This window comes from Bacillus sp. MYb209 (assembly GCF_002975175.1).
GTDB lineage: Bacteria > Bacillota > Bacilli > Bacillales > Bacillaceae_G > Bacillus_A.
Map to the genome: position 1 here is coordinate 117481 of NZ_PCNZ01000009.1, position 26161 is coordinate 143641.

A 26161-nucleotide genomic window follows, 5' to 3' on the forward strand; every position below is an offset into this window, starting at 1 on the left:
AATGTTAATATTCAACATATTCCTTTTACAATAATCTAGATATAAGAATAACCCCACACAGAAAACAACTATGCTTAAAGCTCAAGTGATATGTAAATTCATTCCATAGTTAATAAGTTTTAGTTCTCTTGCCACTGCTTGTGAAGCAAAATTATCCCAAGCCGTACTATACAGTGGAATGTGTTTTTCTTCTTGTATTGATATCGCCCAGGCCGTAACAACATCCGAACCATACCCTTTCCCTTGAAACTCCGCTAACGTTTCCACACTCGCTCCAGCAGCCACTCCTGTACTTCTTGCACTGCAACATATAGAAACTACTTGTTCATTTTCAACAATTGCAAAATAAGGTTGCCTCCATTCCATATTACTGGGTATATAGCCCCCATATAGCAAAACTCCATACAAAAAGATTCATACTCTATTCCTCTTTTCTAAAACAAAAATCCCATTTAGATAAACATCACTGAGTCCATCCTATCGAATGATTTCCTCGTTCTGTCTATCTAAATGGGATAATTTCGCGACCGTTATTTTCTTAGTTTCTTATCGTACTCTTGTATTATTCTATAGGTTGCTGCTGCATAACTTCATTTGCCCCAGCTTGCCTCAACATATTTGCAATATCTTTAAAACCTCTTTTTTCAGCATATTGCAGCGGCGTAGTCCCCTCACTGTTAGCCGTATTTACGTCAGCTCCATGCTCAATAAGCATTTGAATTACCTTTTTATGATTTTCGCTACCATTTCCTAATACAATCGCTTCTAATAATGCTGTTCCACCACGATTATTTTTGTAATTCACATCAATATCTGTGTGCTCTAGTAATTCTTTTACGACCTCTACATGACCACGCTCAGATGCAGAAGTTAATGCTGTTCCACCTGACCGAGTAGTTTCTTTCGTATTAACTCCTGCATTAATTAATAGTTTTACGATATCCTTGTAGCCTTCTCTACTAGCGTAAAGGAATGGATTACTTTGTTTCTCATCTTGAATTTCAATATCAGCTCCCGCATCAATTAACGCTTTAACTGTCTCTACATGATTCTGATACGTTGCTGCAAGGACAGGTGTTTCTCCGTTATCACCTTCTACGTTAATATTCGCTCCGTCTTTAATCAACTTCATAGCCGTTTCTGTATCACCTAGGGTCGCAGAAAGCAATAATTGCTTATCCATTAAATTTATACCAGTCTCTTCTTTATCTTTTTCCTTTTCTTTATGCTTTTCTTGCTTTTTTTCGTTTTTCACGTGAACCGGTTTCGATTCAGGTTCTTCTTGCTTATCACAAGCCACTACCATCATTAAAAGTCCTAATAATGTACATAATAAAATTTTTTGTTTTCTCACAACTACAGCTCCTATGAAAGATAATGTTTTCTTAACCATTCCTCCATCACATGCAATAACTCTTCTTCAATAGATTTATCCATAAGTACCTTATATTCCTTCTTCAATTGTCATAGTATACTTATGCTCATGTTTTCTCAACATATAATTCATGTTTGGAATGATATGCCACCCAGCTCCATCATTAATATTATGGAGCAATTAGTTTAGCATGTTTCAGCGATACTTGTACATCTTTGTTACCCTTAATTACTCAAATACACATAGTAATCACTCTGAATATGTCACTATATTATATTGTAACTGTTCTTCTAACTATTTTACACCTTTTATCTTTCCGTTTTTCATCTCATCAGCCAAAGAAAAGGACAACCTTAGATGGTTGTCCTTTATGTAACTACTTTTTCGGATTAATGAGAATGTCCTCCGCTATTCCCTTTTTGCGGTTTCCCCATCATCTCTTTATTCATTTCCCACTTATGCTCTGATAATTCTTTGTCGGAAAGGACCTTCCCCTTATATTTAGATACAAAACTTTCCGCATCTTTTTTATCTTTAAACGAGATCACGTTATAAGCCATAGGTGTTGTTATTGTTTTATCATATACGTAAGTTGCGTCCTGTAATGGAACCCAATCTTTCGTATTATAGTCTCGTACAAACTTTTCTTTCGTCTTCTCATTTTTATTGTTATCCATCCATTTATACATACAGCCAATATCATCAAACTTTAAGGCTTTTCCATTATCTAAAATAATTTCTGTTGCAAATTGATTATCCATTACCCCTATTTGACAAATATCACACTTATCATTTTTCTCATCAACCGCAATAGCTTCTATGTCCCTTTTCCCACATCCTACTATTGTAAATACGAAGCATAAACATATAACAAGCACAGCATACTTTACTCTCATCCCTATTTCCTCCCTATTAATGACAATACATTACTCCTAAAAATTTATTCATTGTACTCAACTAGGAGAATATCAAAAAGTTGTGCGAGATTTGTGAAAAAACATTGTTCTTTTTGTAATATATGGAACAAAAAAGAGATGTGCAGTTATTTCTACACATCTCTCATCATTCACAACCAGTAATTAACAAATCATCTTCTATCTTAACTAATAATGTATCCGCACTAATTTCCTGTCCAACTTCTACATTTACTAATCTTATATTTCCACTGATCCCAACCCCGATTTTTTCAAGCTCACCATCGTGCTTTCGGATCATCATTAATTTTTCCCATTCATATACGTAAGAGGATTCATTAATAAAAATCTCTTCTACTCTTCCTTTACACGAACTATAAATCTCTTCTATTCTTGTTTCCATTCAAAATCTACTCCCTACTTCACGCGCTTCTCGTTTTCACCTTATTCTACCATTCTTGTGCGAAGTAAATTATCTTTTTAAAAATTCAAAATTACCTTCATGAACAAAATGATCAAAATAAAAATTATGCTTCTAATGATGTTATTTTTCAAATTATTTACCATTTGAACGAATGCTTTTATTATAAACAAAAAACCTTTTTTCTGAATTTTTATTCTATTTTGAAAGCGCAATCATTCTTTTGAGGGGGAGATTACATGTTAGCACTACTTGGATTTACGATGGTATTTGTCTTTATGTTTTTAATTATGACTAAACGTATGTCAGCATTAGTAGCATTAATATTAATTCCAATTACTTTCGCATTAATTGGTGGCTTTTATGCAAATATGGGACCTATGATGCTAGAGGGGATTAAAAAGCTAGCACCTACCGGTATTATGCTTATGTTCGCCATTTTGTATTTTGGAATTATGATTGATAGTGGTTTATTCGACCCTGTCATTAGCAAAATTTTGAAATTTGTAAAAGGTGATCCTTTAAAAATTGTTGTTGGTACGGCTATTCTTACTATTATCGTTTCATTAGATGGGGACGGAACAACAACGTATATGATTACTGTTTCCGCAATGTATCCACTATATAAACGTCTTGGAATGAATCCACTTATATTAGCTGGGGTTGTCATGTTAGGAGCTGGGGTGACAAATCTTACACCTTGGGGTGGACCAACCGCTCGGGTTATGAGTGCACTTGGGCTTGAAGCTTCCGAACTATTTACACCACTTATTCCCGGAATGATTGCTGGTGCAATTTGGGTAGTTTTCGTTGCCTACTATCTTGGAAAAAAAGAAAGAAAACGTTTAGGAATTATGGATGTACAATATTTAAAACAAATGCAAACAATGGATGAGCAAGCTGCGACAGTTGAAGCTGAAATACATAAACGCCCGAAACTACTATGGATTAACTTTTTATTAACTGCTTCCCTCCTCGTTTGTCTCATACTAGAGATTATGCCGTTACCTGTTTTATTTACAGTCGCTTTTGCTATTGCTGTTATGATTAACTACCCTAACTTAGAACAACAGAAAGAGCGTATTGCGTCTCACGCTGGAAACGTATTATTGGTTGTTTCTCTCGTCTTTGCCGCTGGAATTTTCACAGGTATTCTATCTGGAACAAAAATGGTAGATGCGATGGCTCAAAGTGTTGTTACTCTTATACCAGATGCACTTGGCCCCCAGCTTCCAATTATTACAGCTTTACTAAGTATGCCGTTCACATTTTTCATGTCTAATGATGCTTTTTACTTCGGCGTATTACCTATATTAACGAAAGCTGCTGCCGCTTACGGAATTAGTGCAGCAGAAATGGGACGTGCCTCGTTACTCGGTCAACCTGTTCACTTACTGAGTCCCCTCGTTGCTTCCACTTATTTATTAGTCGGAATGGCCAAGGTTGATTTTGGTGAACACCAACGATTCACTTTACTTTGGGCTGTTGGAACGACAATGGTTATGTTGATTACTGGCATTGTAATTGGAATTATTCCAATATAAGATGAAACTAGGAAAAACAGTAGAGGAAATGTAATAATCCTCTACTGTTTTTATTGTTGTAAAAATCCCCTATGAAGAAACGCGGAAATACCTTCTTTCTGGCCTTCCCACACTTCCATATATAAGCTCCGCATGCACTTTCTTTCCAGAAATCAAATACTCTAAATAGCGCCTCGCAGTTGATCGGCTTACACCTACCATTAAACTTAGCATCTCTGCAGTAATTCCCTCTTCATTAATAGTTAGCATATGCTTTTTTATTTTTGCTAACGTTAATGGGTCTATCCCTTTCGGGGCGTATTCTATATGATTTGCCTGCACTCCTCTTTGAGACCATAGATGTTCAATTTGTTCCGGGGATAATTGAGCGCTTTTCTTTAATTGCGTAATCTTTTTTTGATAATTTTCTAAACTTGTTTTAAATCGATCGAATGTAAGTGGTTTTACGATATAATCTGTTACTCCGCCTCGTAAAGCATGTCGTACTACATCTGTTTCCGACGCAGCTGTAATCATAATAATGTCTGTATCATGTAAATGATGCCTAATATATGTGACAAGTTCCGTTCCTTGCATATCAGGTAAGTACACATCTAATAAAACAAGCTGTGGCTTCACAAATTCTAACCATTCCTTCGCCTGTTCTCCAGTCGTTGCCGTCCCAATCACTTTAAATCCCTCAATTTTTTCAGTAAAACGCCGATGAATCTCTGCAATCCGGATATCATCTTCTACAATCAATACTTCAATCCCCTCAGTCATTACAATTCGCCTCTCTCTTTCGGTAATGCAATGATAAATAACGCACCACCTAAATCCCCTTTTTCGATTGCAATACTTCCATTTAAATCTTCCACTAGCTCTTTCACTTTTGCTAATCCATATCCACGTTTTCCTCCCTCTTTCGTCGAAAAACCTTTATAGAATATGCTAGTAATTATTTCATCATGAATCCCGTGTCCTGAATCTTCCACTTCAATTAATATTTCTTCACCAATATCCGTTACAAACATTCTAACTCTCTTGTCATACTCTTGATTTTTTTCAATTGCTTCAAATGCATTCGTAATTAAATTTCCCAGTATAGAAACAACATAATTACTATCAATATGCGGACTTAACTTTTCTAAACTACTTTCTCGATCTAACACAAAATCAATCTTCAACTCTCGTGCTCTATTGTAAAATCCAATTAAAATTCCACCTAACCATGGATTTTGAATTCGTTTCATAATAAATTGAACGAAATCTTGATAGACTGCCGTTTCCTTATGAATAAGCTCTAAAGCATCTTCATATGACTCTAACTGAATAAGACCTGAAAGCGTATACAATAAGTTGTTATATTCATGTGTTTGTGCCCGTAACGCCTCTGTATATTGCTTCGTCTGAGACAATTCTGCTGTTAACTGATCCATTTCAGATTTCAAACGTAAACTAGATACGACGCCAGTTACTTTATTGTTAACTTTAATAGGTAAACGATTGGCAATAACGGCCTGTCCCTTTATATTTAATTGCCGATCAAACTGTTCCTCACCGTTTTGAAGTACCTCGAGTATCGATGAATTAGGGATAACATTTAAAATAAATTCTCCAATGATACTTCGCTGTTTATTTAAAGAAAGAATATCGTATGCCGCTTGATTGACTAAACTAACCATTCCATTTTTATCAATTACGATAATCCCTTCACGTACAGATTGAATCACAGTACTATGTTCTTCGTATAAGGAAGAAATTTCTTCTGGTTCCATTCCAAACATCATCCGCTTAATACTTTTTGCTAAATATACAGAGCCAATTATCCCAATTAACAGACCTGCTATTGTAATCCAAAACACACGCTTTCCATACACTTCTATCGCTCCATGAATATCATCCATTGAAAAACCAACAGATACTACGCCAATAATTTCATTATCCTGATTACGGATTGGAACTTTTCCGCGTAAGGACGGTCCTAATGATCCCGTTGCTTTCGAAACGTAAGATTTCCCTTCTAATAGAACTCCTTTGTTATCTCCACCAACCATTGCTTCTCCTATTTTATCTTTCTTAGGATGTGCATAACGAATACCATCTTTATTTCCAACTACAATAAAGTCAGCATCTGTTTCGATTCGAATTTTTTCTGCAATTGGCTGAATAATAGAAGCCGGATTTTCTTTTTGAAAAGCTTCCCCGATTTCTGGTATAGCAGCAACTGTTTTCGCAACATGCAACGCCCTTTTTCCAATTTGCTCTTCTACTGTTTCAGATAATATATAGTAAAATAAATAACTCGTTAACAGCAGTACAGCAAGAATAAGTGTACTAATAGTTAATGTAATTCTCGGTTGCAGTTTCAATTTCTTCAATTTCAAAATCATTCCCCTAACATTACTGAAGATAGAATTCAAAGAATATACAGACTTTTCAACTTAATCATACCACATTTATTTCTTTACTTTTATATCATTATTCACTACTCTGTCGGGGTGTTAGCAGAGAGGCCTATAAACACACAAAAGCCCCTCTAGTATCTATTTACTAGAGGGGCTTTTCACCTTACTATTCCTTATCTTTCTCTACTTCTTTTTTCTCACCTTCTACTACAGATACGACAGGTTTATCGTTGGATAGTTGCTGCACGGCACCTTTTCCAGCGAATCCTTCTAGTAATTCTTTTAAATCAATACCAGAAGAGGCTTTTAAAGTTTCTTGCATTGTTGCCATTAAATCTGTCGCATACCCTGCAACTTTCCCGGCGCCGCTATTCTTTCCGCCACCGCCTGTATCAACGACTGTAATTTTATCAATGTTACTAAGTGGACTCGCAATTTCTTTCGCATAACTTGGAAGCATTTTAAGAACCATATCCATAATTGCCGCTTGCCCATATAATTCAAATGCTTCTGCAATTTTTTGTTTCGCTTCTGCTTCTGCTAAACCTTTTAACCTGATAACATCTGCTTCCGCTGTACCTTGTGCCTTTTGTACTTCTGCCTTTGCCTGACCTTGTGCTTTTTCAATTTCTGCTTTTGCTAAACCTTCTACACGAACTTCTTCTGCACGTGCTCTTGCTTCTGCTTCAATTTTATATTGATCCGCATCTGCTTTTTTCATTTGTTTTACTTTTTCCGCTTCGGCTGATTGTTCAACAGCATAGCGATCTGCATCTGCCTTTTTCTTTACTTCTGCATCGTATTGCTTTTCACGACGCGCAATCTCTTTTTCTTCTAACTCAATTTGCTTTTCACGCTCAATGATTTTAACTCGCATTTGCTCTTCTGTAACACCTTGTTGCGCTTTCGCTTGTTGTAATTCGTAAGAAAGATCTGCATCTGCACGAGCTTGTTCTTGGTCTCTCTTATAAGATTGTACTTTTAATTCCTTATGTTTTTCAGCTTCAGCGATTTGTGCATCACGTTGATATTCTGCTTCTTTCGCTTCTTTCTCAGCACGAGCTTTTTCAATTCGTGCCTCTTTTTCACGCTCTGCATTCGCAACTGTTGCATCACGCTTAACCATTGCAATTTGCGGCTGACCAAGTGCATCTAAGTAGCCGTTTTTATCCATTATTTCTTTAATTGTAAAGGAAACGATACGAAGACCCATCTTCTTCAAATCAGTAGAAGCTACTTCATGTACCTTTTGTGCGAATTGCTCTCTATTACTATAAGCATCTTCTACTGTCATAGAAGATAATATAGCACGTAGATGCCCTTCTAAAACTTCTTTTGCTTCTACTTTTAACTCTTCCGTTTCTTTTCCTAGATATTGTTCAGCTGCTGTAGAAACTTCTTCAATTGTCGATCCTACTTTAATAATAGAAACACCGTTTACTGTAATCGGTACACCTTGTTTCGTATACGTATCACGTGTTCCAACTTCTAATTTGTAGTTTAATAAGCTAAGAAGTTCTGCTCGTTGCATAATTGGCACAACGAAAGTACCACCACCGCGGATAATCTTAATCTTCTTTCCATCATCAGTGGTAACAACATTCTTTCCACCACCAAGCCAGTTCCCTGTTACAATTAATGCTTCATCTGGACCAACTGTACGATACTTCGTAATGAATACTAAAATGAGTAGAATTAAAATTGCGAGTAAAACTCCACCGATAATTAATGGAATCGTCATGTAAATTCCCCCTTATAATTTTGGTTTCTTTAAAGAATAAGCGATGTTTTGTACAAGCAAAACACCATCTTGAACTCCCTCAATAATAACCTCGGTTCCTTGTGAAATATCTTTTTTCCCAATTGTTTTCGCTGGTATTGCATTACTTCCAAATTGGGAGGAGATTAACACTTCACCAAATCCTTCTGTAGGAATTGTCGTAATGACTTCTCCCTTGCAACCAACAAATTCATCCATACGTTGCACAGTGTTTTGTTCTGCTTCTGCAATCGGTTTTAAAATTAATATTTTCATAATAAATACACCAATAAAAGATATAGCGAATGAGGCCCCGAAAATAACGAGACTATTATAGGAATATAAATACTCTCCTATATAACTAAGTCCACATAACATGGCGAAGAAACTAAGTAGTAAAGTAACAACGGATACAGATCCGCCCCCAAAACTAAATATTGATTCAAATATATCTCCAAAGAAAATATAAATAACAGTGAGTATAGTAGCGATAATAAATCCATATAAATAAATTGTTTCAAGTGGATAACCAAACAAGACCATTTCTTATCCCCCTTTCTTAAACAATCCCTTTTTTTGTTATATGTATGCCCCACCTCTTTCAAAGATTATCGTTCTTAATTTTCAGTTATTTACCTTTTAAAGAAAAGCCTGTAAGACAGGCCTCTAAAAAAGAACAGGAGAAACCTATTGTGACAGGCTCCTCCTAGTAAATAACCGATATATTGTATATCTATATAATATACTATTTTCCACAAAAAGTAAAGTTAAACATACATTGGAAGAACACTTATTTTACTGATAATGCGTACGCTCCATCACCATTATCATATTTATATACATACAAGTAATACTTACCTGGTTTTGCATTAAATTTTGCTTCTATATGATTTCCATTAGCTTGACCGTAAGCTGCGTAATTTTGCATATCTGATTCATGGTGAAGTACCCATGTCATCCCGATTCCATGCTCATTTAAAACAGAAATATCGATATCTTTCGCTGATGCCACATTAAATGTATAAACATCGGTGTGATCCACGCCAATAAGGCTACCTTTTATAGTAGTATTTAGCCCGATACGATTTGATTCCTCTGGACGATTATTTGGTTCAGATTCTGTTAAACTTCCATCTTTAATCGTAACAGTTGTTTCATTTCTACTCTCTTTACCTTTATCATCTCTTACTCTTAACGCTACTTTATAAGTTCCTTCTCTTTCATATGCATGTACTGGATTAACTTCTGTACTTGTACTTCCATCCCCGAAGTCCCATAAATAAGAAACGATTTTTCCATCTTCATCGTTTGATCCATCACTTTTGAATGGAATTCCTTCTTTTACAAGCCCATTATAAGGACCATTTATATTAACAATTGGAGCTTTATTTTCTTTATCATCTTTTGCGACACCATGGAAGACTACATCATATTCATATTCATTTGATGCATTAATACGGTAATTCACGAAGTATGCTGTAACAGTTTTGTATCCACTCCATTCCTTTGTCGCTAATTGTTCCAAAGCTTCATTTACTTGTTTACTCATTGCTTTCCAGTCTTCTGATTCACCTTTTGTTACACTACCTGTATACGTACCTTCTAGTGTAAATGTATTAAAGAATTGAGATGTGTGCTTTGTTATTGTTGCATCTTTCATATGCAAAGTATCGTTAATTTCTTTCTTTACTTCTGTTAATGATTTTGATGCATGTTCAGTTAAATAATCATCTGCTACTTCCGGCACATTATACTTATCTTGATTATCAATTAACTGCTGCATATAAGCTTGGTACTCCTTATTTAACTTCGGATCTTTACTTAAAGTTTCACGATATGTATCATAATTTTTCACGTCATTCGCACGAATTAAATCTTGAATTTTATCAAACGTTTCAAATTGATGAGTATATAAGTACGACTGCAATGCAAACGAGTAGTTATAGAAATCCCAAGAGCCATATTTAGCAAATAGTGTACGCTCTGCCGTATAGCGGCTTGCAGGATCAGATGATAATCCACTAATTATGCTCTTTCTCGGTACAACGTTATTCGTACGAGTAGATCCTGCGAAAAATTCTGCATTCCCTTCTTGGAACCAAGTTAATCTTTCATTTTGATACATATCTCCTCTTCCAAATAAACCTGGAACTTCATATCTCCCTTGAAGATAATGAGTAAACTCATGACGGAATAACTCTTCTAAACTATAAATACTTTGCTCTGGCGTACGCTCATATGTAAAGAATGTGCCTGTCTCTTCAATATAAATCCCACCGTTGTTTGTCTCATATCCGTACAGTTGTCTATTTAATTGATATTCATCTGGAGTGTTATAGATTACTATCGTTAATACATCGTCTGCATTACCTTGTTCTAAAGCTTTATCATTACTGATTACACGGTGATATTGCGCCTTTACTTCTTTCGCTGCCCAATACAATCTCTTAATTTTTTCCTCTGATACTTTGTCCCCTGTTTTAAACACAATGGATCCATCGTCAAATCTGTACGTTTTTGGTAAGTATTGCTCTTTTCCTTCTTTACGTATCTTCTCTAAGTCTACCGTATTCCCGCCATAATCTTTCCCGTTATAGTTTGTTGTAATTTGTTCTACTGCAACAAAATACGATTCACTTAAACGTGGATACATATGCATCGCTTGTGTAACAACCTCTAATCCTTTATTTGGATTGCTATGAAACTTCCCTAAACGGCTAGCAAAGTAAATTCCATTATTAACGAGCCACTTATTTTCTGGCGTTACTTCATTTAGAAGAGCAATACGATTAATCTCATTAATAAATCCATCTACTTTTCCATACCACATTGTATCTTTTGCCTCTTTACGAGTTTCAAATAAATAAGATTGCATATCATAATCAATACCTTGCATAAGATCGTATACAGCTTGTCCTTTCATACGATCGTCTACATATGCATTAAAATTATCATTATATTGTTTTAAAATATTGGCTGCGTATTGCACTGTTTCAACATCACTTGAAGCATTACTAATTAATTTACCGTATGCAGATACTACTGCATCTTGCTCATTTGTTCCAAGCTTAAAGTTTGGATTTTTTGCGATTGCTTTTAAAGCAGGTAAACATTTGTTCTGGAAACTTCTTTCATTTAAGGCGCCTAATTCATTATTATAAAATGCAAGATAAAAAGCTGAACGTAACACTTCAGTAAACGTTTGAATTCCTTTTGAATCATCTTTCGTAAATGTACTACCTCTATGAGCTAATTCGTCTATAATTACTTGCATTTTTCCGTTATCTTTATAAAAGGCTTTTGCATCTTCATTAAACTGGAATAAGTCTGTAATTTGATTCCACTTAATACTTCCTAACGTTTCAATCAATTCTGGATCATTCATTTTGTTTAAATCAGCCATTGAATAACTTTCTTTAACCTGTTTTACTTCTGAACTCTTCATAATAGATGCTGGTCGCTGTGAAAAATCTCCTACTTTTAAACGTTCTTGAAACGATAATGTTTCCTCGGCTTTAGAAACGTGTCCAATCTCATCTACTGATTTTTCAATTCCAACTGGTTTCGAATGCAATACATTATATGGTACTTTTTCTTCCGCTGACACATGAGTTTGAATTGCTCCTAACGATAGGGCCATTGTGCTAATACTAAGCATGACTTTATTGATCTTTGATTTCTTGTTCATATCATTTCCCCCTATGTAAATATTCCATTCACGAACTTAACATATTATCCAAATTAAATGATATAAAATGCAATATTTCATATTATTTCTTCATACATTTTGAACATATAGTGAACGAAAAGGACTTACAATTTTTGCTACAGTCGCTCCATTATTGAAGCGATCGAAACATCCTCGTATTAATCCTTCCCCTATTCAAAAAGACCTGATCATAAGCATATTTCAACATGAAATTGCTATGACAAGGTCTTCTCAGAAACTCATATAATTATTTTATATAATAATAAGATAAAACGTTTTTTATTTCTTAAATAATCTCTTTCTAAATACAAACATACTCAATGCTGAAAGCACAAATGCTATACCTGCAAGTAATGCTGATGTATTAGCTTGTCCACCTGTTGCTGCTAGCGATTTTTCATTTTCTTCTTGCTTATTAACAACTGGTTTACTTTCTTTCATACTTTGATTCCCTACTACTTTCTCTTTCACAACCTGATTATTTATATTTTGTTCTTGAACTGCTGACTGATTTATTTCTTTTTTCGATTTTTCGATTTCTTGTGCTACTTCTTTTTCTTTTGGTCCTTCAACTTCTTTTGTCGGTTCTTTTACTTCTTCTTTTGCTCCCTCAACTTCTTTTGTCGGTTCTTTTACTTCTTCTTTTGCTCCCTCAACTTCTTTTGTCGGTTCTTTTACTTCTTCTTTTGCTCCCTCAACTTCTTTTGTCGGTTCTTTTACTTCTTCTTTTGCTCCCTCAACTTCTTTTGTCGGTTCTTTTACTTCTTCTTTTGCTCCCTCAACTTCTTTTGTTGGTTCTTTTATTTCTTCTTTCGATCCTTCAACTTCTTTTGTCGATTCTTTTACTTCTTCTTTTGATCCTTCAACTTCTTTTGCTGGTTCTTTTATTTCTTCTTTTGATCCCTCAACTTCTTTTGCTGGTTCTTTTATTTCTTCTTTTGATCCTTCAACTTCTTTTGCTGGTTCTTTTACTTCTTCTTTCGATCCTTCAACTTCTTTTGCCGGTTCTTTTACTTCTTCTTTCGTTTCTTCAACTTCTTTCGTTGGCTCTTTTACTTCTTCTTTCGCTTCTTCAACTTCTTTTGTTCCTTCAACTTCTGTTGTTGGCTCTTTCACTTCTTCTTTTGATTCTTCAACTTCTGTTGTTGGCTCTTTCACTTCTTCTTTTGATTCTTCAACTTCTGTTGTTGGCTCTTTCACTTCTTCTTTTGATTCTTCAACTTCTGTTGTTGGCTCTTTCACTTCTTCTTTTGATTCTTCAACTTCTGTTGTTGGCTCTTTCACTTCTTCTTTTGATTCTTCAACTTCTGTTGTTGGTTCTTTCACTTCTTCTTTGGGTTCTTCAACTTCTTTTGCTGGTTCTTTCACTTCTTCTTTCAGTCCTTCAACTTCTTTTGTTGGTTCCTTTGATTCTTCTTTCGTTCCTTCAACTTCTTTTGTTGGTTCCTTTGATTCTTCTTTTGGTCCTTCAACTTCTGTTGTTGGTTCTTTTGATTCCAATTTCTCTACTATATTCTGTACAACTTCACCACTAAACCATATACCAAGTCCATAATAGTCTGTTCCATCAAATGCAAATTCATATTTTTTCTCTCCAGGAGTACTCCAAACGATGGTACCATCTTCTTCATTGATTGTCCCATCTTCACTTTCCAACGTAATATCCTCAAGCGGTTCCCCTTCTACATCATGCACAGAGATTTTCACTGCTTGATTTACTTGTGCGTCATCAAGAACAATCTTCTGCTTTCTAATATCAATTGTTATCCACTGAGCTAATTGAATGATTGGTCTTATGTCACGAATCTCATTACCAGGAAGTTTTAAACTAAATAACTCTAGCATAGAAGAGAAAATAGAAATATCTTTAATTTTATTATCTGATAGATTTAACCATTGTAAATTTTGTAATTTACCTAATGGTGACACATCTACTACTTTATTTCCAATAAGCTCAAGTTTATTTAATTTACTTATTTCACTTATTCCATTCAAATCACTAACTTCATTACTATTCAATAATAAGACATCTAAATTTTTTAGTTTGTTAATTCCTTCAAGATCAGGGTTACTAATTTTATTATTTGATAAGTCTAAGTTTTTGAGAGACGATACTGTATATAACAACTTAACATTTTTCACATTGTTATGACTCATATTTAACTTTTCAAGTTTTTCTAATTTAACTATCGGTTCAATGTTTTCGATTTCGTTACGAACTAAATCTATTGTTTTCAAACTTCTCAAATCCGAGATACCATCTACAGTTTTTAATCCACTATTTTGTAGTGTCAGATTTTCTAAGTTCTTCATAAATTCTAATCCAGAGAAATCCTTTATCCCTTGCTGTTTGCCATCAACTATTTTCAAGGTTTTAATTTGCAATAAATCGTCTTTAGTTATAGACGTATCTAAGTTTGTTCTACCTAAATTATTTTTATTAATAAATCGTTTTAAATTTTCATCTTTAATAACATTCACTTTCGCTTGCTTCTCTACGATATTTTGTATTATCGTTCCATTAAATCTTATTTGGCTCTCAGCAGAATTCACCTCTAAATTAAACTCATATGTTTTTTCTCCAGTACTATTCCACTTAACATACCCGTTATTTAGCGTTCCACCTTCACTCTTCCATCTGATATTTTGAAGAGTTTCTCCTTTTAAATCATATATAGGAATTTTTATATCTTCATTTACAATTCCATCACTTAAAAAGATTTTTTGTCTTTGCAGTTTAATTGGCACCTGCTTCCCTAATTCTACAACAGGTCTTATATCACGAATTTCATTTGCAATTAAGTTTAATGCATACAAATTCTTTAATTTGCTAAGTGGTGATAGATCAGAAATATAGTTTTCTTCTAAATTAAGCGATTGTAACTGTTCCATTTTAGCTAAAGGCGTTATATCCTTTATTTCCGCATCCATAACTTCTAGCTCAATAAGGCTCTTCATTTTACTAATATCTTCAAGATTAGTAATGTGATTATTCCCTATCCATAACACTTTTATACCACTTAATTGCCCAATATCTGTAAGATCACTAATTTCATTGTTAGACAAGTATAATTTATCTATAGATGACATAGAAAGTAAAGGTTTAATATCTTTAATTTTATTGCCAACTAAATCTAATACTTTAATTTTTTTCAATTGGTTTAATGGTTTCAAATCACTAATTTTATTATCTCTTAAATAAAGGAATTGAAGTCTATCTAATTGAGCGATCGGTTCAACGTTTTCAATTTGATTAGAAAAAAGATCTAAAAGCTTTAGTTTCTTCAAGTTAGAAATAGGAGCTAATTCCTTTACATTTGACTCATATAATCTAAACTTCTCTAAATTCAGCATATGTTCTAGACCTTCTAAACTACTAATCCCTTGACCACTATTTCCAACTCTTTAATTTGAAATGCTTCTTCTTTAGTGATGGGTGCACCAATATCTTTTCGCCCTAAAACATTCTTATTAATATATTGCTGTAATTTAGTATCAGCTATTACGTTTTTCACTTCTTCTTTTTGTTCTTCTTTATTCTCTTTTGGATCTTCTGAGGTATTATTTTCTACATGGGTAGTAGTCACTTCGAACTGTACTTGATATTTTTCATCATACCCCATAGTTGGAATTAAAATATGCATTTGCATGTTATATCTTTTTCCTAATTCTCCAACTTCGAATTGAATAACTTTCGTCCCATTTTTCTTTTTATCCTCAGATATTACTTTCACATTATGAAACACACCAGGAGTATGAATATCCTCTGTTTTCAAGTATTGAAAGAAATCACTATCACTTAACGTTGCCGTTACAATTTTCTTTCCATTCTCAATTGTTAATTTCGGATCCTTTATATAAACAGCTGCCATGGACTCTTCATTTGTTTTATCTTTATACGCTTTAATAACAGCATCATATGTACCATCTTCTAAAGCATGTCCAGTTTTGTTCACCTCAATTGCTACAGCCGCTAAAGCAGGTGTTGAATACACAGCAAACGGTAGCGCTAAAGCTGCCGCCACTAACATCGCATTTATATGTTTTCTTTTATTTCTTTTCAACTTTACATCTCCTCCAAAATATATAAATCGAAATATAATCATTTCTTGAATAAATGATAATGATTTTCATTTTCACTGTCAACTAACAATATAAATATTTCGCAAAAATTCCACAAAAAAATAACCCCTTTTACAAGAGGTTATGCCATTTTCTCTCCTGATTCTTCTTTAAAAAAGCTTTTCATTGCATGAAATACATCTGCTTTTTGCTTTAAAATATAATATCTGAAATTCTCATCTTTAATGTTTTTGTAGGCTGACATAAGTGTACTATGGCGGTTGTACTGGTTTAGTTGGCAGGGATGTACCCTGTACTTCACAAAATAAACACCATGGTCTAGAAAGTATTCTTCTATTATCTGTATTACAAATAAGATTTAAAAACAAGCATCCACGCCAGGGATGCTTGTTTTTATCTAATTTATTTTAACAACTATTACTTTAAAATGAAGTTTGATCATTTCCTATTTATGCTACTCCACAATCGCGCCCGATAATTGAACAAGATAAATTCCAAGGTTTCCCCCATTTATGTATAACAACTTTACTTCTATTATAAATTTAAAGCGTTATGTAGAATGAATACGAATCAACGCTTCCGCATGATTAATGCTTTCTTTTAAATAAATTGGCGAATTGGGGTGATTTAATATTTCATCAGTAGTTAACCATAATACCTCTTCAACCTCATCGGGACTTTTAGAAAATGCCTCCCCCGATTCATATTCGCAAAGAAAAACAATATCCACAACATTTTCACCTGTATCGGTTACGAATGACGTACTATGTACATAATTTAGCCTGTCTTTTACGCTCACACCGACTTCTTCTAATATTTCTCGCTTTACTGTTCTCTCTAATATGTCTGATGAATTCTCTTCTATATCTACCTTACCTCCCACTAGAGAAAGCCAACCACCAGCATGTTCCTCTTTTTTGCTTCTTTCAATAATAAGCCATTTATCATTTTTCCTTATAGCACCTTCAACATTTACGATAAACATTTTAAAGTACCTCCTATAAATTATCCTTATTAATTTCGGGTATTTCCTATGCTTTGTAGCTTGTTCAAAAGCATAACCAAGTGTTTTTTGCCCTTTTTTATTTTCATATATGTACTCCCTTTCGAAAGCAAACGTATTTCTATATATATTGCTTTTATTATACCGTCTATCGTAGTTTTTAGGATATCGCTCTTTTACGTTTACAATTAAACAGCTTTATTATCACTGCACAGCTTGAATATAAACTAATGCGTGAAACGGCAACACCGATATTACCACAAAAGGCAGAAAAAAATAGCCCTACTTTGGCAGTGGACTTGTTGTTTAGCTATAAGCGCGCTATACGCTATTAGCTATATGCCAGGGGTATTGTATATATTGCATGTACTCAAATCATAATTTTAGATTGCAGCTGTTCCATTACAAAAAGTATTAAACTAACTAGCAAATATGCGATTTTTATATGGGAAATAAGGACAATTCTGAGACTGCATACTTAATAAAACAAGTATGTTTTTTTCTATAAATCTTTCAAAAGAAAAAAAGGCGTAATCCTTGATACATAAGGGATAAGCCTCTTTGCTTACCTCTTGCAATAGTATGTAATGGCAAATACCTATATATGATATCACAAATTAATGTTATATTTCCCCAATCAGGATGAATACCACTATCCAACCATCTGTACTTTCCATATAATTGAAATATTCTATGTGTCGAGGTGAAATCATGGATTCTTCTTCGTTTTACTCTATTGTGATCATAATTGCTGCGTTAGTCATATGGCGTAGAACTTTGGCAATGTATCGCCCTATTAAAGGAAACGGAACCCGCATTCTCTTACCCATACTATTTTTGTTACTCCCCTGCATTCACATCATCTTAAATCCAAAAGCACATGCCGCTGGCTGGGAATGGATTTGTGCAGCTATCTTTGGATTTCTTTTGTCAATTCCACTTATTTGGACCACTCACTATGAACTCCGATTCGATCAGCATATTTATGCTATAAGAAACAAGAGCTTTATTATTACCTTTCTCATCGTACTTATTATCCGTTTTTTACTTCGTGATTATTTAAAATGGCTAGGTCCAGAAACAGAAGCAGCACTATTTATGACTGTAGCACTGGGATATATCTTACCTTGGAGAATTATCTCTTTCATCAAATTTCGTCAACTATACAAAAGTCGAATCCAAACTAACAATAACATTGACTTACGATAACACTAATTATGTGAATGGAAAGTACTTTCAGAACTTCTGAGGGGACTTTCCAGGTTTTGAAATACATTGGTTTTATGCTAACAAAAGATGCTTATTTTTTTGAAGAACTATGTTAATTTTGAGGAACAAAGGGACAGATTTACTGCCCCCTATTGTTTACTTATTTTGATTTTTTTTGGGCTCTTAATGCGATTTTTTCAAGTCCATTTTCTCCCGCAAATTCTACATCTGCTTTTGGTACAGCATTTTTATTGTTCTTCAATTGATTATTCTTATTTTTAGCCATTTTTTCACCACCCTTGTAGCTTGATTTAGTTATTCCTTCAAGGATGCCAACTATAATAAATACACTATATACAGATAGCGGAGTTGTGTTTTTTCGTCATCAGCACCCACGATTTTAGTTTGCTTTCTTTTTTGTAGCCTATTCGATTTGATTTACTTCTTTAAATAAACTGCCCCATTCGCTCAATAAGAAATTGAATACAAAGCGATTGCACCCAATGGTTTTAACAATTAATATTTTTTGTTCCTTCGTTGGATAGATACGAAATTTATATGCTTTGTTGTAGCTTTTGAATAAAGTTTGATTAAATTAACCTAATAAACCTTGATAAAAGAGCAAATAGAAAAAGCGTGCTTTGAAAAAAGATTGATCAAAACACGCTTTTTCTATATTCAATTGAATCATCCTTTTATAAAAAAGTTTGATGATTTTTGTGATCCTTGCTCAATTAAAGCGCCCGATTATTGAAGTTCAGTTTTAGACTAATCCACTTCACATATTTACTTTATGAAGCTTCAAGATGAAGACTGCTGCCACGATAAGAAGGGACACCGTCAGAAAAGTAACTGCGAACGCGCTTTGCCCACTTGCGTACAAAGCTGCGGAAGCAACAATGAACACAACCAGCTTAAGCGTAGTTCGTATGGGGAAGGAGAAGATGGGGAGCGACGCCTTCGGGGAGAGAAACATCCCCCATAGAGTGGCTATGACTAGTGGCGTGGCAACCGCGAGTATAATTTTGACCGCTGCCCCTGTCTTGATATGATAACCCCAGTAACTGAACGCAGCCATTGCACCAAGCTCCAGTAGAAAGAATCCGGTGAGGACGCTAACACCTATCCATTTTATTTCCATCCGACTCTTCCTCCCAATAAAAAGAATTAAGAAACTAATGTTAATTTTTTTATATACAATATGTTTCGGTCATATTCTAAAATCCTGCCATTTAACTTAATAACAATTATTTCAAAATTCTGTGATTTAAGCAATCGCTTTATTCCAGAAAATGGCCCGATTGCTGAATAAGAAAAAAACCTGCACATCAACACAGCATTTTGAATGTACATTTTTACTTTGTACTTCGAGGATATTATGCGATTTTGGATGGAGTCAATATTTTAGGTGAAACGAATGTAAGCTAATGGGTAAAAGTTTACATTGGGATTTTGAATCATTTATAGCTAGTTTTGTAATAAATTTCTCAATATTGATATAGATGTTAAATATGGGTTTTATATCGAAAATTAACAAAAAATATAATATCATAAAAATTAAGATGGTTTGTGTCACTTGTTTTTCCCTTATGCTTAAGATAAGATCGTATTCGCCGATCTTATCTTTTTTTATTTGTAAATTTTATATGCAAAAAAAGGAATCCTTATAATAAGGATTCTGCAACAGGGAATTTACTCTTCTGTTTTAGGGGTAGCACTCCATGCCCATCAAGCTAACATTTTGAAGTGATACCGAAATGAAAATTTCATCTTTTCATAGGTATCCATGAGAATTTAGTTCATTTTTTTCGTTTTAGGGTAATTCTGAATTCTTAAGTTGATGGCAATGGGGTGGGACTCCAGTTAGTAATGAAAATCCCCATTAGGGGCACGGCAACGATTCCTTGTTTTTGGGGCCACTCATGATTGTAATTTAATCGAAATATCACTTAAACACGCATTTTACAATAAATAAAAGGAATACATTTGGAAAGAAGATTAACCAAAATGTATTCCTTTATGCTAATACTTATCGAAAAATAGACATATATAATAGACGTTTAAATGAATACAATCCAAATTAGGATTTTGTATATCGCCCAAGCTTCATCCTGTTTAATGGCTTGTTTCATGATTTTTTCTTTTTTTTGTAGAAATATATCCCTAAACAAATACCTATGACAACACAACCGATAATCGTTACTGTAATATACAGTGGGTCTTTATTTATTTCACCTGGGATTACCCTTTCTAAGATTGGGCCTATACACATTGAAAATGCTACAAAAATCGTAATCCACGATTTTGTATACAACGCAAACATAATAAAAATCAGAATACAAACAGCCGCAATACTATAATTTTGTAGTGTAGTTGCCACAAAATAATCGGTATCAATTTGTTTATTCATCCAAAAATAGAATCCTACCCAGACTCCGATAGCAATAAAATTAGCTAACATTACAAGAAATAGTGAACTTTTTGTAGATGGATATACTTTAGGAATCCCTTTGAATAGTGTAATTGCAAATACAGAAAGGGTCAGAAATAAGGGTAATGATCCAAATAACAATATGTTTTGTGAAATTTTGAATTGTCCTCTAATAGCTGGAGCAAAGCACATATAAGCGACAATAACTAGAATTGCTGCAGGAATTAATACGAACAATCCTTCTTTATCTACAGGTAGTTCTTTCCCAATATTCTTCATATGTTGTTTTCGGCTTTTGCCAATAATAGTATCTACACTTTTCCCCTTGTTTTCAGCTTCTATTAAATGAACTTCTAATTCTTCCACGATTCCATTTATATCTTCATCTTTTTTTCCTCGTTGCAATAAATACATTCTAAGTTCGACTAAAAATTGTTCAGACTTCGTTGATAACATGCTATTTTCCCCCTTTATTAATCACATTTTCAACAGATAGTTTTAAATCGCTCCAACGCTCTTTAAAACTATCCAATTCTTTTTCACCTAATTCTGATAACAAGTAGTATTTTCGTTTTGGACCAGCCGTAGATTCCCTTAATACACTCGTAACTAATCCTTCTTTTTGCATACGTAATAATAATGGATATATCGTTCCTTCACTAAACGAATGAAAGCCATAGCTATGCAATTTCTCCGTTAATTCGTAACCGTATATTTCCCCTTCTTGAATAATGGCTAAAATACATCCATCTAAAATACCTTTTAACATTTGCGTTGAGTCTGCCATTTCATCCCCCTTTTCATACATATTTTCTAGTAGCTTGTAATGCAAGGTATGTGGATGTACCTTTAAAGTTAACACTCACAAAAACAAAACGATTTCAAAAGTATCTATTTTTAACTTCTTCCTATGTTTTATCTTTTAATATAAATATTACTTGATATATATTTTTGTTAACAGAATTAGAGTTCCGTTAACTTTTTGAGATGAATTTAACAAGATTAGTTTACAGAACACCTGTAAATATTGCTTAAAATATGTTTACGGAACACATTTTAAGCAAGTATTCTTGAAAATTTCAAATCTAATTACCTTAAATTCATTGTTTTATCATAACTTTGAAAGTTTTTTGCAAGTGGCCCGAAAAAGAACGAATCGTTGCCGTGCCCCCATTAGAGTATGAGATTTAAGGGGATTTTTATTTTGTCTTATTGAGATTTATAATAAATTATTAAGTATTTGATAATCTAAAAAAGAAGAAATATCTTCTTCATAATATGGTATCCTTATTAATTTAAAATCATTGTTTTGACAGTAATCATTTTTTATCTTGTCCCTTTTTTTCGTCTCCTCATACTTCTTTTTCCCACCAAAGTATGGAACCGGTTTAAAATGCTGTTCACCATCAAATTCAATTAAAGCAATTAAAGAGTTATTTTTATCAAAGATAGCAAAATCAAATTTTAATAAATCAATATTTTTACAATCTGGGAATGTATATTCTCTTTTAAAACAAATATTTTGTGATTCAAGGTATTCTTTAATGATACGTTCCCCCTTACTTTCATTACAATAGGGACATCTAGTTCCTGTAACAAAGTGTGAAGGAGTTACTTGATATGTATGACCACAAATCGTGTGTTGCATAAGTATCTTCTTTCTTGCTTTTTCATAAGAGCCAATAACTTTGTATTCGTTCCCTACTAGTTGGAATACTCTTTCTACAAATTCATCATGTGTTTTTGTTTTAGCCATACTAATTCTTTTACCTTTGCATTTTGGACAACCTTTCCCTCTTAAAAAATTAGATGGCATGACAGTGAATTCATTTCCACAATTATTATGTCTCATCAGTACATGGACATTTGTTGCTATGTATTCTGATAGCAAAGTATATTCCTCGCCAACTAAATGCTTGCACTCTTTAAGGAACTCAATATGGGATTTTCTTTTTAAATCTCCAATCACCTTACGGTTACATTCAGGACAGCGAGAACCAAATAGAAAACTTGCTGGATCTACTAAGTACTCAAGTCCACAATTGTTATGTCGTATCAAAACCTTAATATGTGCCCTTTCATAATTTCCTAAGACAGTATATTCCTCACCTACCGTAGAGTAGATATCTTTTATGAATTGTTCATGTGTTTTTGCATTCATATTCTTAAATGAACATACTTTACATCTTGAACCAGAAGAGGTGAAATGACTGGCTCTAACCCAAAATTCACGTCCACAAATATTATGCCTCATCAAAATTTTCTCTTTTGATGAAGTATAAGTAGTTAAAACCTTGTATTCTTCCCCTACTAATTTATAAATTTTAGTTAGGAACTGTTCATGTGTAATTGAATTTCCGTTCCTTTTCTTTATACTTCCGGACATTATCAAAAACTCCCTCATGTGTATTTAAATAATGATTTATAAAGAAAAGTCCTGTATTAACAGGACTCAATTTCTATTGTTTCTTTACAGATTTTCGCTATATACTTTATAAAATCAATTATCGGATATGTTATTAACGAAGGATGTTGTGTAAAATGTATTCCTTCTTTTTGTATTATTGAAACGAGTTGTTCTATACTCATTTCTTTTCGTTTAATTTTATTGTAATGTTTAAATACGATATTTTTCCACCTGAAAGAATCGCATTGGAAATAACTTTCTCCTTTTATTGTACGGTTGAAAATTTGTTCTAACTTTTCTCTTCGATGTTTTTCTTTCAGATAGTTCTCCATAATACATACCCCCTCCTAATCGTTAGCTATGCAAAGTTTTCTTCCGTATTTGCTATAACCAGTCTCTAAAGTTAAGATCCATTCATGTAAATCTTCCCAGGAGTATCCTAACTCAGATAAAAGTATAGGAAATAGATCAAAATTATCACGCCAATCATACATATTATTGAGAGCATCCTCTAATCGACCGAATGAAAACAAGGGAATATTTTTCTTCTTTTGATTTTTATAAGTAGCACGTACTAAGTAAACATAAGTCCTCCCATGTTTCTTACTAAACACAAAAAAGCCTTTCGTTCCCTCTTTCCCTTTCATTTCTCTCACCCTTTACGTTTTTCCCACCATACTATTGGAAAAAGAGAATATGGTGGGAAAGATTTGTTTAAATGTGATCTTATTTAACTAGTTACTAGTACATTATCTTTTACGAATTTTTCAGCTTGTATATAGAGCAAAAACAAATCGGCACTAAGCGTTATAGTAGTTGAGTCTTTCATTCTTTTAAGGTTAATAAAGTCGTGTTCTTCATTACCGAACATTTTTGCGTAACCTAAAACTAAGTATACAGTGTTATCTTTTGAAAAGTGAAAAAATTCACCGCGTTTTGGCCTCATATTATATCCTCCTAAAAGTAATTAGTTATAAGGGAAGATTATTGCGCCAAGAGCAAATGTTGTTTTCGAATTTTTTTAAACTGACCAAGCTTTACTAGTTGCCGGTCTTCTAGTCCAGGGATCTTATTTGGAGAATCGGAGACAGCCACAACAATGGTATTAGTTAATACATTAACTACAGAACCAATTAGTGTTACTGAAGAATCATGACGATAATGGAATTGTACAGAATCACCAATTTTTACATTTACAGATTTTTTATTCATAAAATAATTCCTCCTTAATTATATAAGTTGAAAGATATTAGAATTAAAACCCAAAACATATTCCAGAGATCATATATGTAGCTACAACCATGAAAATAGATATTCCAAATGTACCGAAGAACCAAATTTGTGAGGTAATACAATTATCTATACCAAACCATTTACAAGTGACGTTATATCGCTTATTTAAATTGGCCTTTATAACAATTTTCATTTTTTCTTTTTTAGTTAAATGTGATAAAATATTCTTGCTGTTATGAGTTTTTAGGTAGCTATTTGCCATCTAGAATCAGCCTTTCTTTTGTAATGTATCTGGAAAAGCCCTTACTTACTTTGGCGGTGGTGGGGGCTTTTTCATGTCTATTTTTAATGGGTATTTCTTGTGATTTATGGATCCTTAATTCTTTTGAAATCCGTAAACTTCAGTCATAACCTCTTTAGTTAGAAGCCATGTATTTCCTGACTTCTTGACTAATCCTAATTCTACGTAATTTTTTAATTTACCACGTACACATGACGATCTCACGGTACCTTTTTCTAATCCCCACTTCTGTTCGGCTTCACTTGCTGTAAAAACATTGGAAAGTGGGGAGTTTGAAAATTTTTTTCTACAGAACTTTTCTTATCAGGCATTATATCCCTCCTCTCCAATCACGAAAACGTGATATCCTATACGTCTATTCTATCACGTTTTCGTGATTAATTAATAATATTTCTGAAAATTCATTCTGTTAATTTCGACAAAAAAGCACATAATCTAAATAGATTATGTGCTTAATGGGGTACCGCCAGCATTTTGGAAAAAAACCACGTTAAGCAAAAAATAAAATGAGCTGTCCATATGGACAGCTCATTTACATAATTCTCGTTATTGGAAGTTATAAGCACAGTTTGTATTATGTTTAGGTAAATCTCAATCTTCATCAAGCATATAAAGTTCCTAAAATAAATCAAATATGATATTAGTTATGTAAGTTTCTAAGAATGCAGCAACGATAATTATAGGTAAAGTTAAAATAGCATAAATTTTTATTACTTCTAAAATTTTTTTACTAAGAGATACTCTTTCTTTATCCTTTTTGAACATAATTTTTAATTTGATTCTAATAAATTTATTTAATTCAAAAAGAATAGCCGCAAATAAACACAAAGCGAAAACTTCAACAAGGTAATGAGGGATGGATGAAATTATCATCACAAAACCTTTTTTAAAACCAACTTGTAACGCAATTCCAAAAGAAACCCCAAGAAGTGAAGCAGTTAAAATTATATGTATAACATATAAAAATTGTATTGGAATCAAGGCTAATATAAACATTTGTAAAGGCACGATAAAACCATTATTAACAATGTATTTCCATGCCTTTTCTATACCTGTTAATTCCTTTACTTGATCTGGTATTCTATTTCCTAACCCTTCCAGTGTTTCTTTTAGATCTGGATTGATTATAAAAGTTATTATGGTTGCAATAACAGTTAGTGCTACCCCTAATATGAAAAAGTTAATAGCTCTTTTAAATACAACCTTATTAATTATTTTCGAAATAACTCTCACCTCTCTTTTCTAAATTTTACCATCTGAATAATACGGTAGTAAAGAAATTTTTCTTGTATATCGTATACATAACCGGTTAACATAACGTCCCATTATTGGTAGCAAGGAAAAGGAGAATCCCTACTCTCACAAGGGATCCTCCTTTTTTCGTT

Annotated in this window: 24 protein-coding genes and 3 pseudogenes; 2 read left to right on the forward strand and 25 right to left on the reverse strand. The window is 33.4% G+C overall.

What is annotated here, in order from left to right:
* Nucleotides 1-81: 81 nt before the first annotated feature.
* The 4 genes and pseudogenes from CQZ94_RS16130 to CQZ94_RS16145 all read right to left on the reverse strand — a co-directional run.
* Nucleotides 82-366: pseudogene (locus CQZ94_RS16130) on the reverse strand (GNAT family N-acetyltransferase); the annotation flags it as partial.
* A 196-nt stretch (nt 367-562) separates the two neighbouring features.
* A complete protein-coding gene (locus CQZ94_RS16135; protein WP_258166025.1) occupies nt 563-1393 on the reverse strand; it encodes an ankyrin repeat domain-containing protein in 831 nt (276 codons plus the stop codon).
* Nucleotides 1394-1764: 371 nt separating this feature from the next.
* Nucleotides 1765-2271 (reverse strand): nitrous oxide reductase accessory protein NosL, encoded by a 507-nt coding sequence (locus CQZ94_RS16140; RefSeq protein WP_105586179.1) that lies wholly within the window; start codon nt 2269-2271, stop codon nt 1765-1767.
* Nucleotides 2272-2437: 166 nt separating this feature from the next.
* The gene (locus tag CQZ94_RS16145) at nt 2438-2692 is read right to left on the reverse strand and encodes a hypothetical protein (protein WP_105586180.1); all 255 of its coding nucleotides are present in this window, start codon (nt 2690-2692) and stop codon (nt 2438-2440) included.
* Nucleotides 2693-2949: 257 nt separating this feature from the next.
* Between CQZ94_RS16145 and CQZ94_RS16150 the strand changes: the two genes are divergently transcribed.
* On the forward strand, nt 2950-4254 hold the full coding sequence (locus tag CQZ94_RS16150; protein ID WP_105586181.1) for a CitMHS family transporter: 1305 nt from the start codon (nt 2950-2952) through the stop codon (nt 4252-4254).
* A gap of 69 nt (nt 4255-4323) precedes the next feature.
* Here CQZ94_RS16150 and CQZ94_RS16155 read toward each other — a convergent pair whose 3' ends face one another.
* The 9 genes and pseudogenes from CQZ94_RS16155 to CQZ94_RS16195 all read right to left on the reverse strand — a co-directional run bounded on the left by CQZ94_RS16155 (nt 4324) and on the right by CQZ94_RS16195 (nt 17177).
* Nucleotides 4324-5016, reverse strand: a complete 693-nt coding sequence (locus tag CQZ94_RS16155; RefSeq protein WP_105586182.1) for a response regulator — start codon at nt 5014-5016, stop codon at nt 4324-4326.
* A complete protein-coding gene (locus CQZ94_RS16160; protein ID WP_105586183.1) occupies nt 5016-6626 on the reverse strand; it encodes an ATP-binding protein in 1611 nt (536 codons plus the stop codon). Before CQZ94_RS16160 ends, CQZ94_RS16155 begins: the two co-directional genes overlap by 1 nt.
* 181 nt (nt 6627-6807) lie before the next feature.
* Complete coding sequence (locus CQZ94_RS16165; RefSeq protein WP_002113918.1) at nt 6808-8382, reverse strand: flotillin lipid rafts scaffold protein FloT; 1575 nt, start codon at nt 8380-8382, stop codon at nt 6808-6810.
* Nucleotides 8383-8394: 12 nt separating this feature from the next.
* A complete protein-coding gene (locus CQZ94_RS16170) occupies nt 8395-8943 on the reverse strand; it encodes an NfeD family protein (RefSeq protein ID WP_105586184.1) in 549 nt (182 codons plus the stop codon).
* Nucleotides 8944-9190: 247 nt separating this feature from the next.
* The gene (gene colA / locus CQZ94_RS16175) at nt 9191-12088 is read right to left on the reverse strand and encodes a collagenase ColA (RefSeq protein ID WP_105586185.1); all 2898 of its coding nucleotides are present in this window, start codon (nt 12086-12088) and stop codon (nt 9191-9193) included.
* A gap of 300 nt (nt 12089-12388) precedes the next feature.
* Nucleotides 12389-15463, reverse strand: coding sequence for a leucine-rich repeat domain-containing protein (locus tag CQZ94_RS16180; protein ID WP_258166026.1), 3075 nt, complete (start codon nt 15461-15463; stop codon nt 12389-12391).
* A 14-nt stretch (nt 15464-15477) separates the two neighbouring features.
* Nucleotides 15478-16173 (reverse strand): NEAT domain-containing protein, encoded by a 696-nt coding sequence (locus CQZ94_RS31780; RefSeq protein ID WP_105586186.1) that lies wholly within the window; start codon nt 16171-16173, stop codon nt 15478-15480.
* A gap of 140 nt (nt 16174-16313) precedes the next feature.
* Nucleotides 16314-16469: pseudogene (locus tag CQZ94_RS16190) on the reverse strand (sporulation protein YhbH); the annotation flags it as partial.
* Between the two features lie 273 nt (nt 16470-16742).
* A complete protein-coding gene (locus tag CQZ94_RS16195; protein WP_105586187.1) occupies nt 16743-17177 on the reverse strand; it encodes an NUDIX hydrolase in 435 nt (144 codons plus the stop codon).
* 729 nt (nt 17178-17906) lie between these two features.
* Here CQZ94_RS16195 and CQZ94_RS16200 point away from each other — a divergent pair.
* Nucleotides 17907-18404, forward strand: a complete 498-nt coding sequence (locus CQZ94_RS16200; protein ID WP_105586188.1) for a CcdC protein domain-containing protein — start codon at nt 17907-17909, stop codon at nt 18402-18404.
* 160 nt (nt 18405-18564) lie between these two features.
* Here CQZ94_RS16200 and CQZ94_RS31785 read toward each other — a convergent pair whose 3' ends face one another.
* The 12 genes and pseudogenes from CQZ94_RS31785 to CQZ94_RS16260 form a co-directional block, all read right to left on the reverse strand.
* The gene (locus tag CQZ94_RS31785; protein WP_001107285.1) at nt 18565-18690 is read right to left on the reverse strand and encodes a hypothetical protein; all 126 of its coding nucleotides are present in this window, start codon (nt 18688-18690) and stop codon (nt 18565-18567) included.
* Nucleotides 18691-18837: 147 nt separating this feature from the next.
* A pseudogene (locus CQZ94_RS16205) lies at nt 18838-18972 on the reverse strand (helix-turn-helix domain-containing protein); the annotation flags it as partial.
* Between the two features lie 210 nt (nt 18973-19182).
* Nucleotides 19183-19545, reverse strand: coding sequence for a YrdB family protein (locus tag CQZ94_RS16210; RefSeq protein WP_002144369.1), 363 nt, complete (start codon nt 19543-19545; stop codon nt 19183-19185).
* A 987-nt stretch (nt 19546-20532) separates the two neighbouring features.
* A complete protein-coding gene (locus CQZ94_RS16220; protein WP_105586190.1) occupies nt 20533-21291 on the reverse strand; it encodes an NADH dehydrogenase subunit in 759 nt (252 codons plus the stop codon).
* Nucleotide 21292: 1 nt separating this feature from the next.
* Nucleotides 21293-21622: a PadR family transcriptional regulator gene (locus CQZ94_RS16225; protein ID WP_078177303.1), complete on the reverse strand. Its 330-nt coding sequence runs from the start codon at nt 21620-21622 to the stop codon at nt 21293-21295.
* Nucleotides 21623-22054: 432 nt separating this feature from the next.
* Nucleotides 22055-23221: a hypothetical protein gene (locus CQZ94_RS16230; RefSeq protein ID WP_105586191.1), complete on the reverse strand. Its 1167-nt coding sequence runs from the start codon at nt 23219-23221 to the stop codon at nt 22055-22057.
* 56 nt (nt 23222-23277) lie between these two features.
* The gene (locus CQZ94_RS16235; protein ID WP_105586192.1) at nt 23278-23574 is read right to left on the reverse strand and encodes a hypothetical protein; all 297 of its coding nucleotides are present in this window, start codon (nt 23572-23574) and stop codon (nt 23278-23280) included.
* A 15-nt stretch (nt 23575-23589) separates the two neighbouring features.
* On the reverse strand, nt 23590-23889 hold the full coding sequence (locus tag CQZ94_RS16240; protein WP_044797605.1) for a hypothetical protein: 300 nt from the start codon (nt 23887-23889) through the stop codon (nt 23590-23592).
* Nucleotides 23890-23972: 83 nt separating this feature from the next.
* Nucleotides 23973-24188: a hypothetical protein gene (locus CQZ94_RS16245; protein WP_086411182.1), complete on the reverse strand. Its 216-nt coding sequence runs from the start codon at nt 24186-24188 to the stop codon at nt 23973-23975.
* Between the two features lie 38 nt (nt 24189-24226).
* The gene (locus CQZ94_RS16250) at nt 24227-24454 is read right to left on the reverse strand and encodes a methyltransferase (protein WP_105586193.1); all 228 of its coding nucleotides are present in this window, start codon (nt 24452-24454) and stop codon (nt 24227-24229) included.
* 397 nt (nt 24455-24851) lie between these two features.
* Entirely contained in the window at nt 24852-24980 is a 129-nt protein-coding gene (locus tag CQZ94_RS32390; protein WP_374954547.1) for a helix-turn-helix domain-containing protein, read from the reverse strand.
* 414 nt (nt 24981-25394) lie between these two features.
* Complete coding sequence (locus CQZ94_RS16260) at nt 25395-26009, reverse strand: stage II sporulation protein M (RefSeq protein ID WP_105586194.1); 615 nt, start codon at nt 26007-26009, stop codon at nt 25395-25397.
* Nucleotides 26010-26161 lie beyond the last annotated feature (152 nt).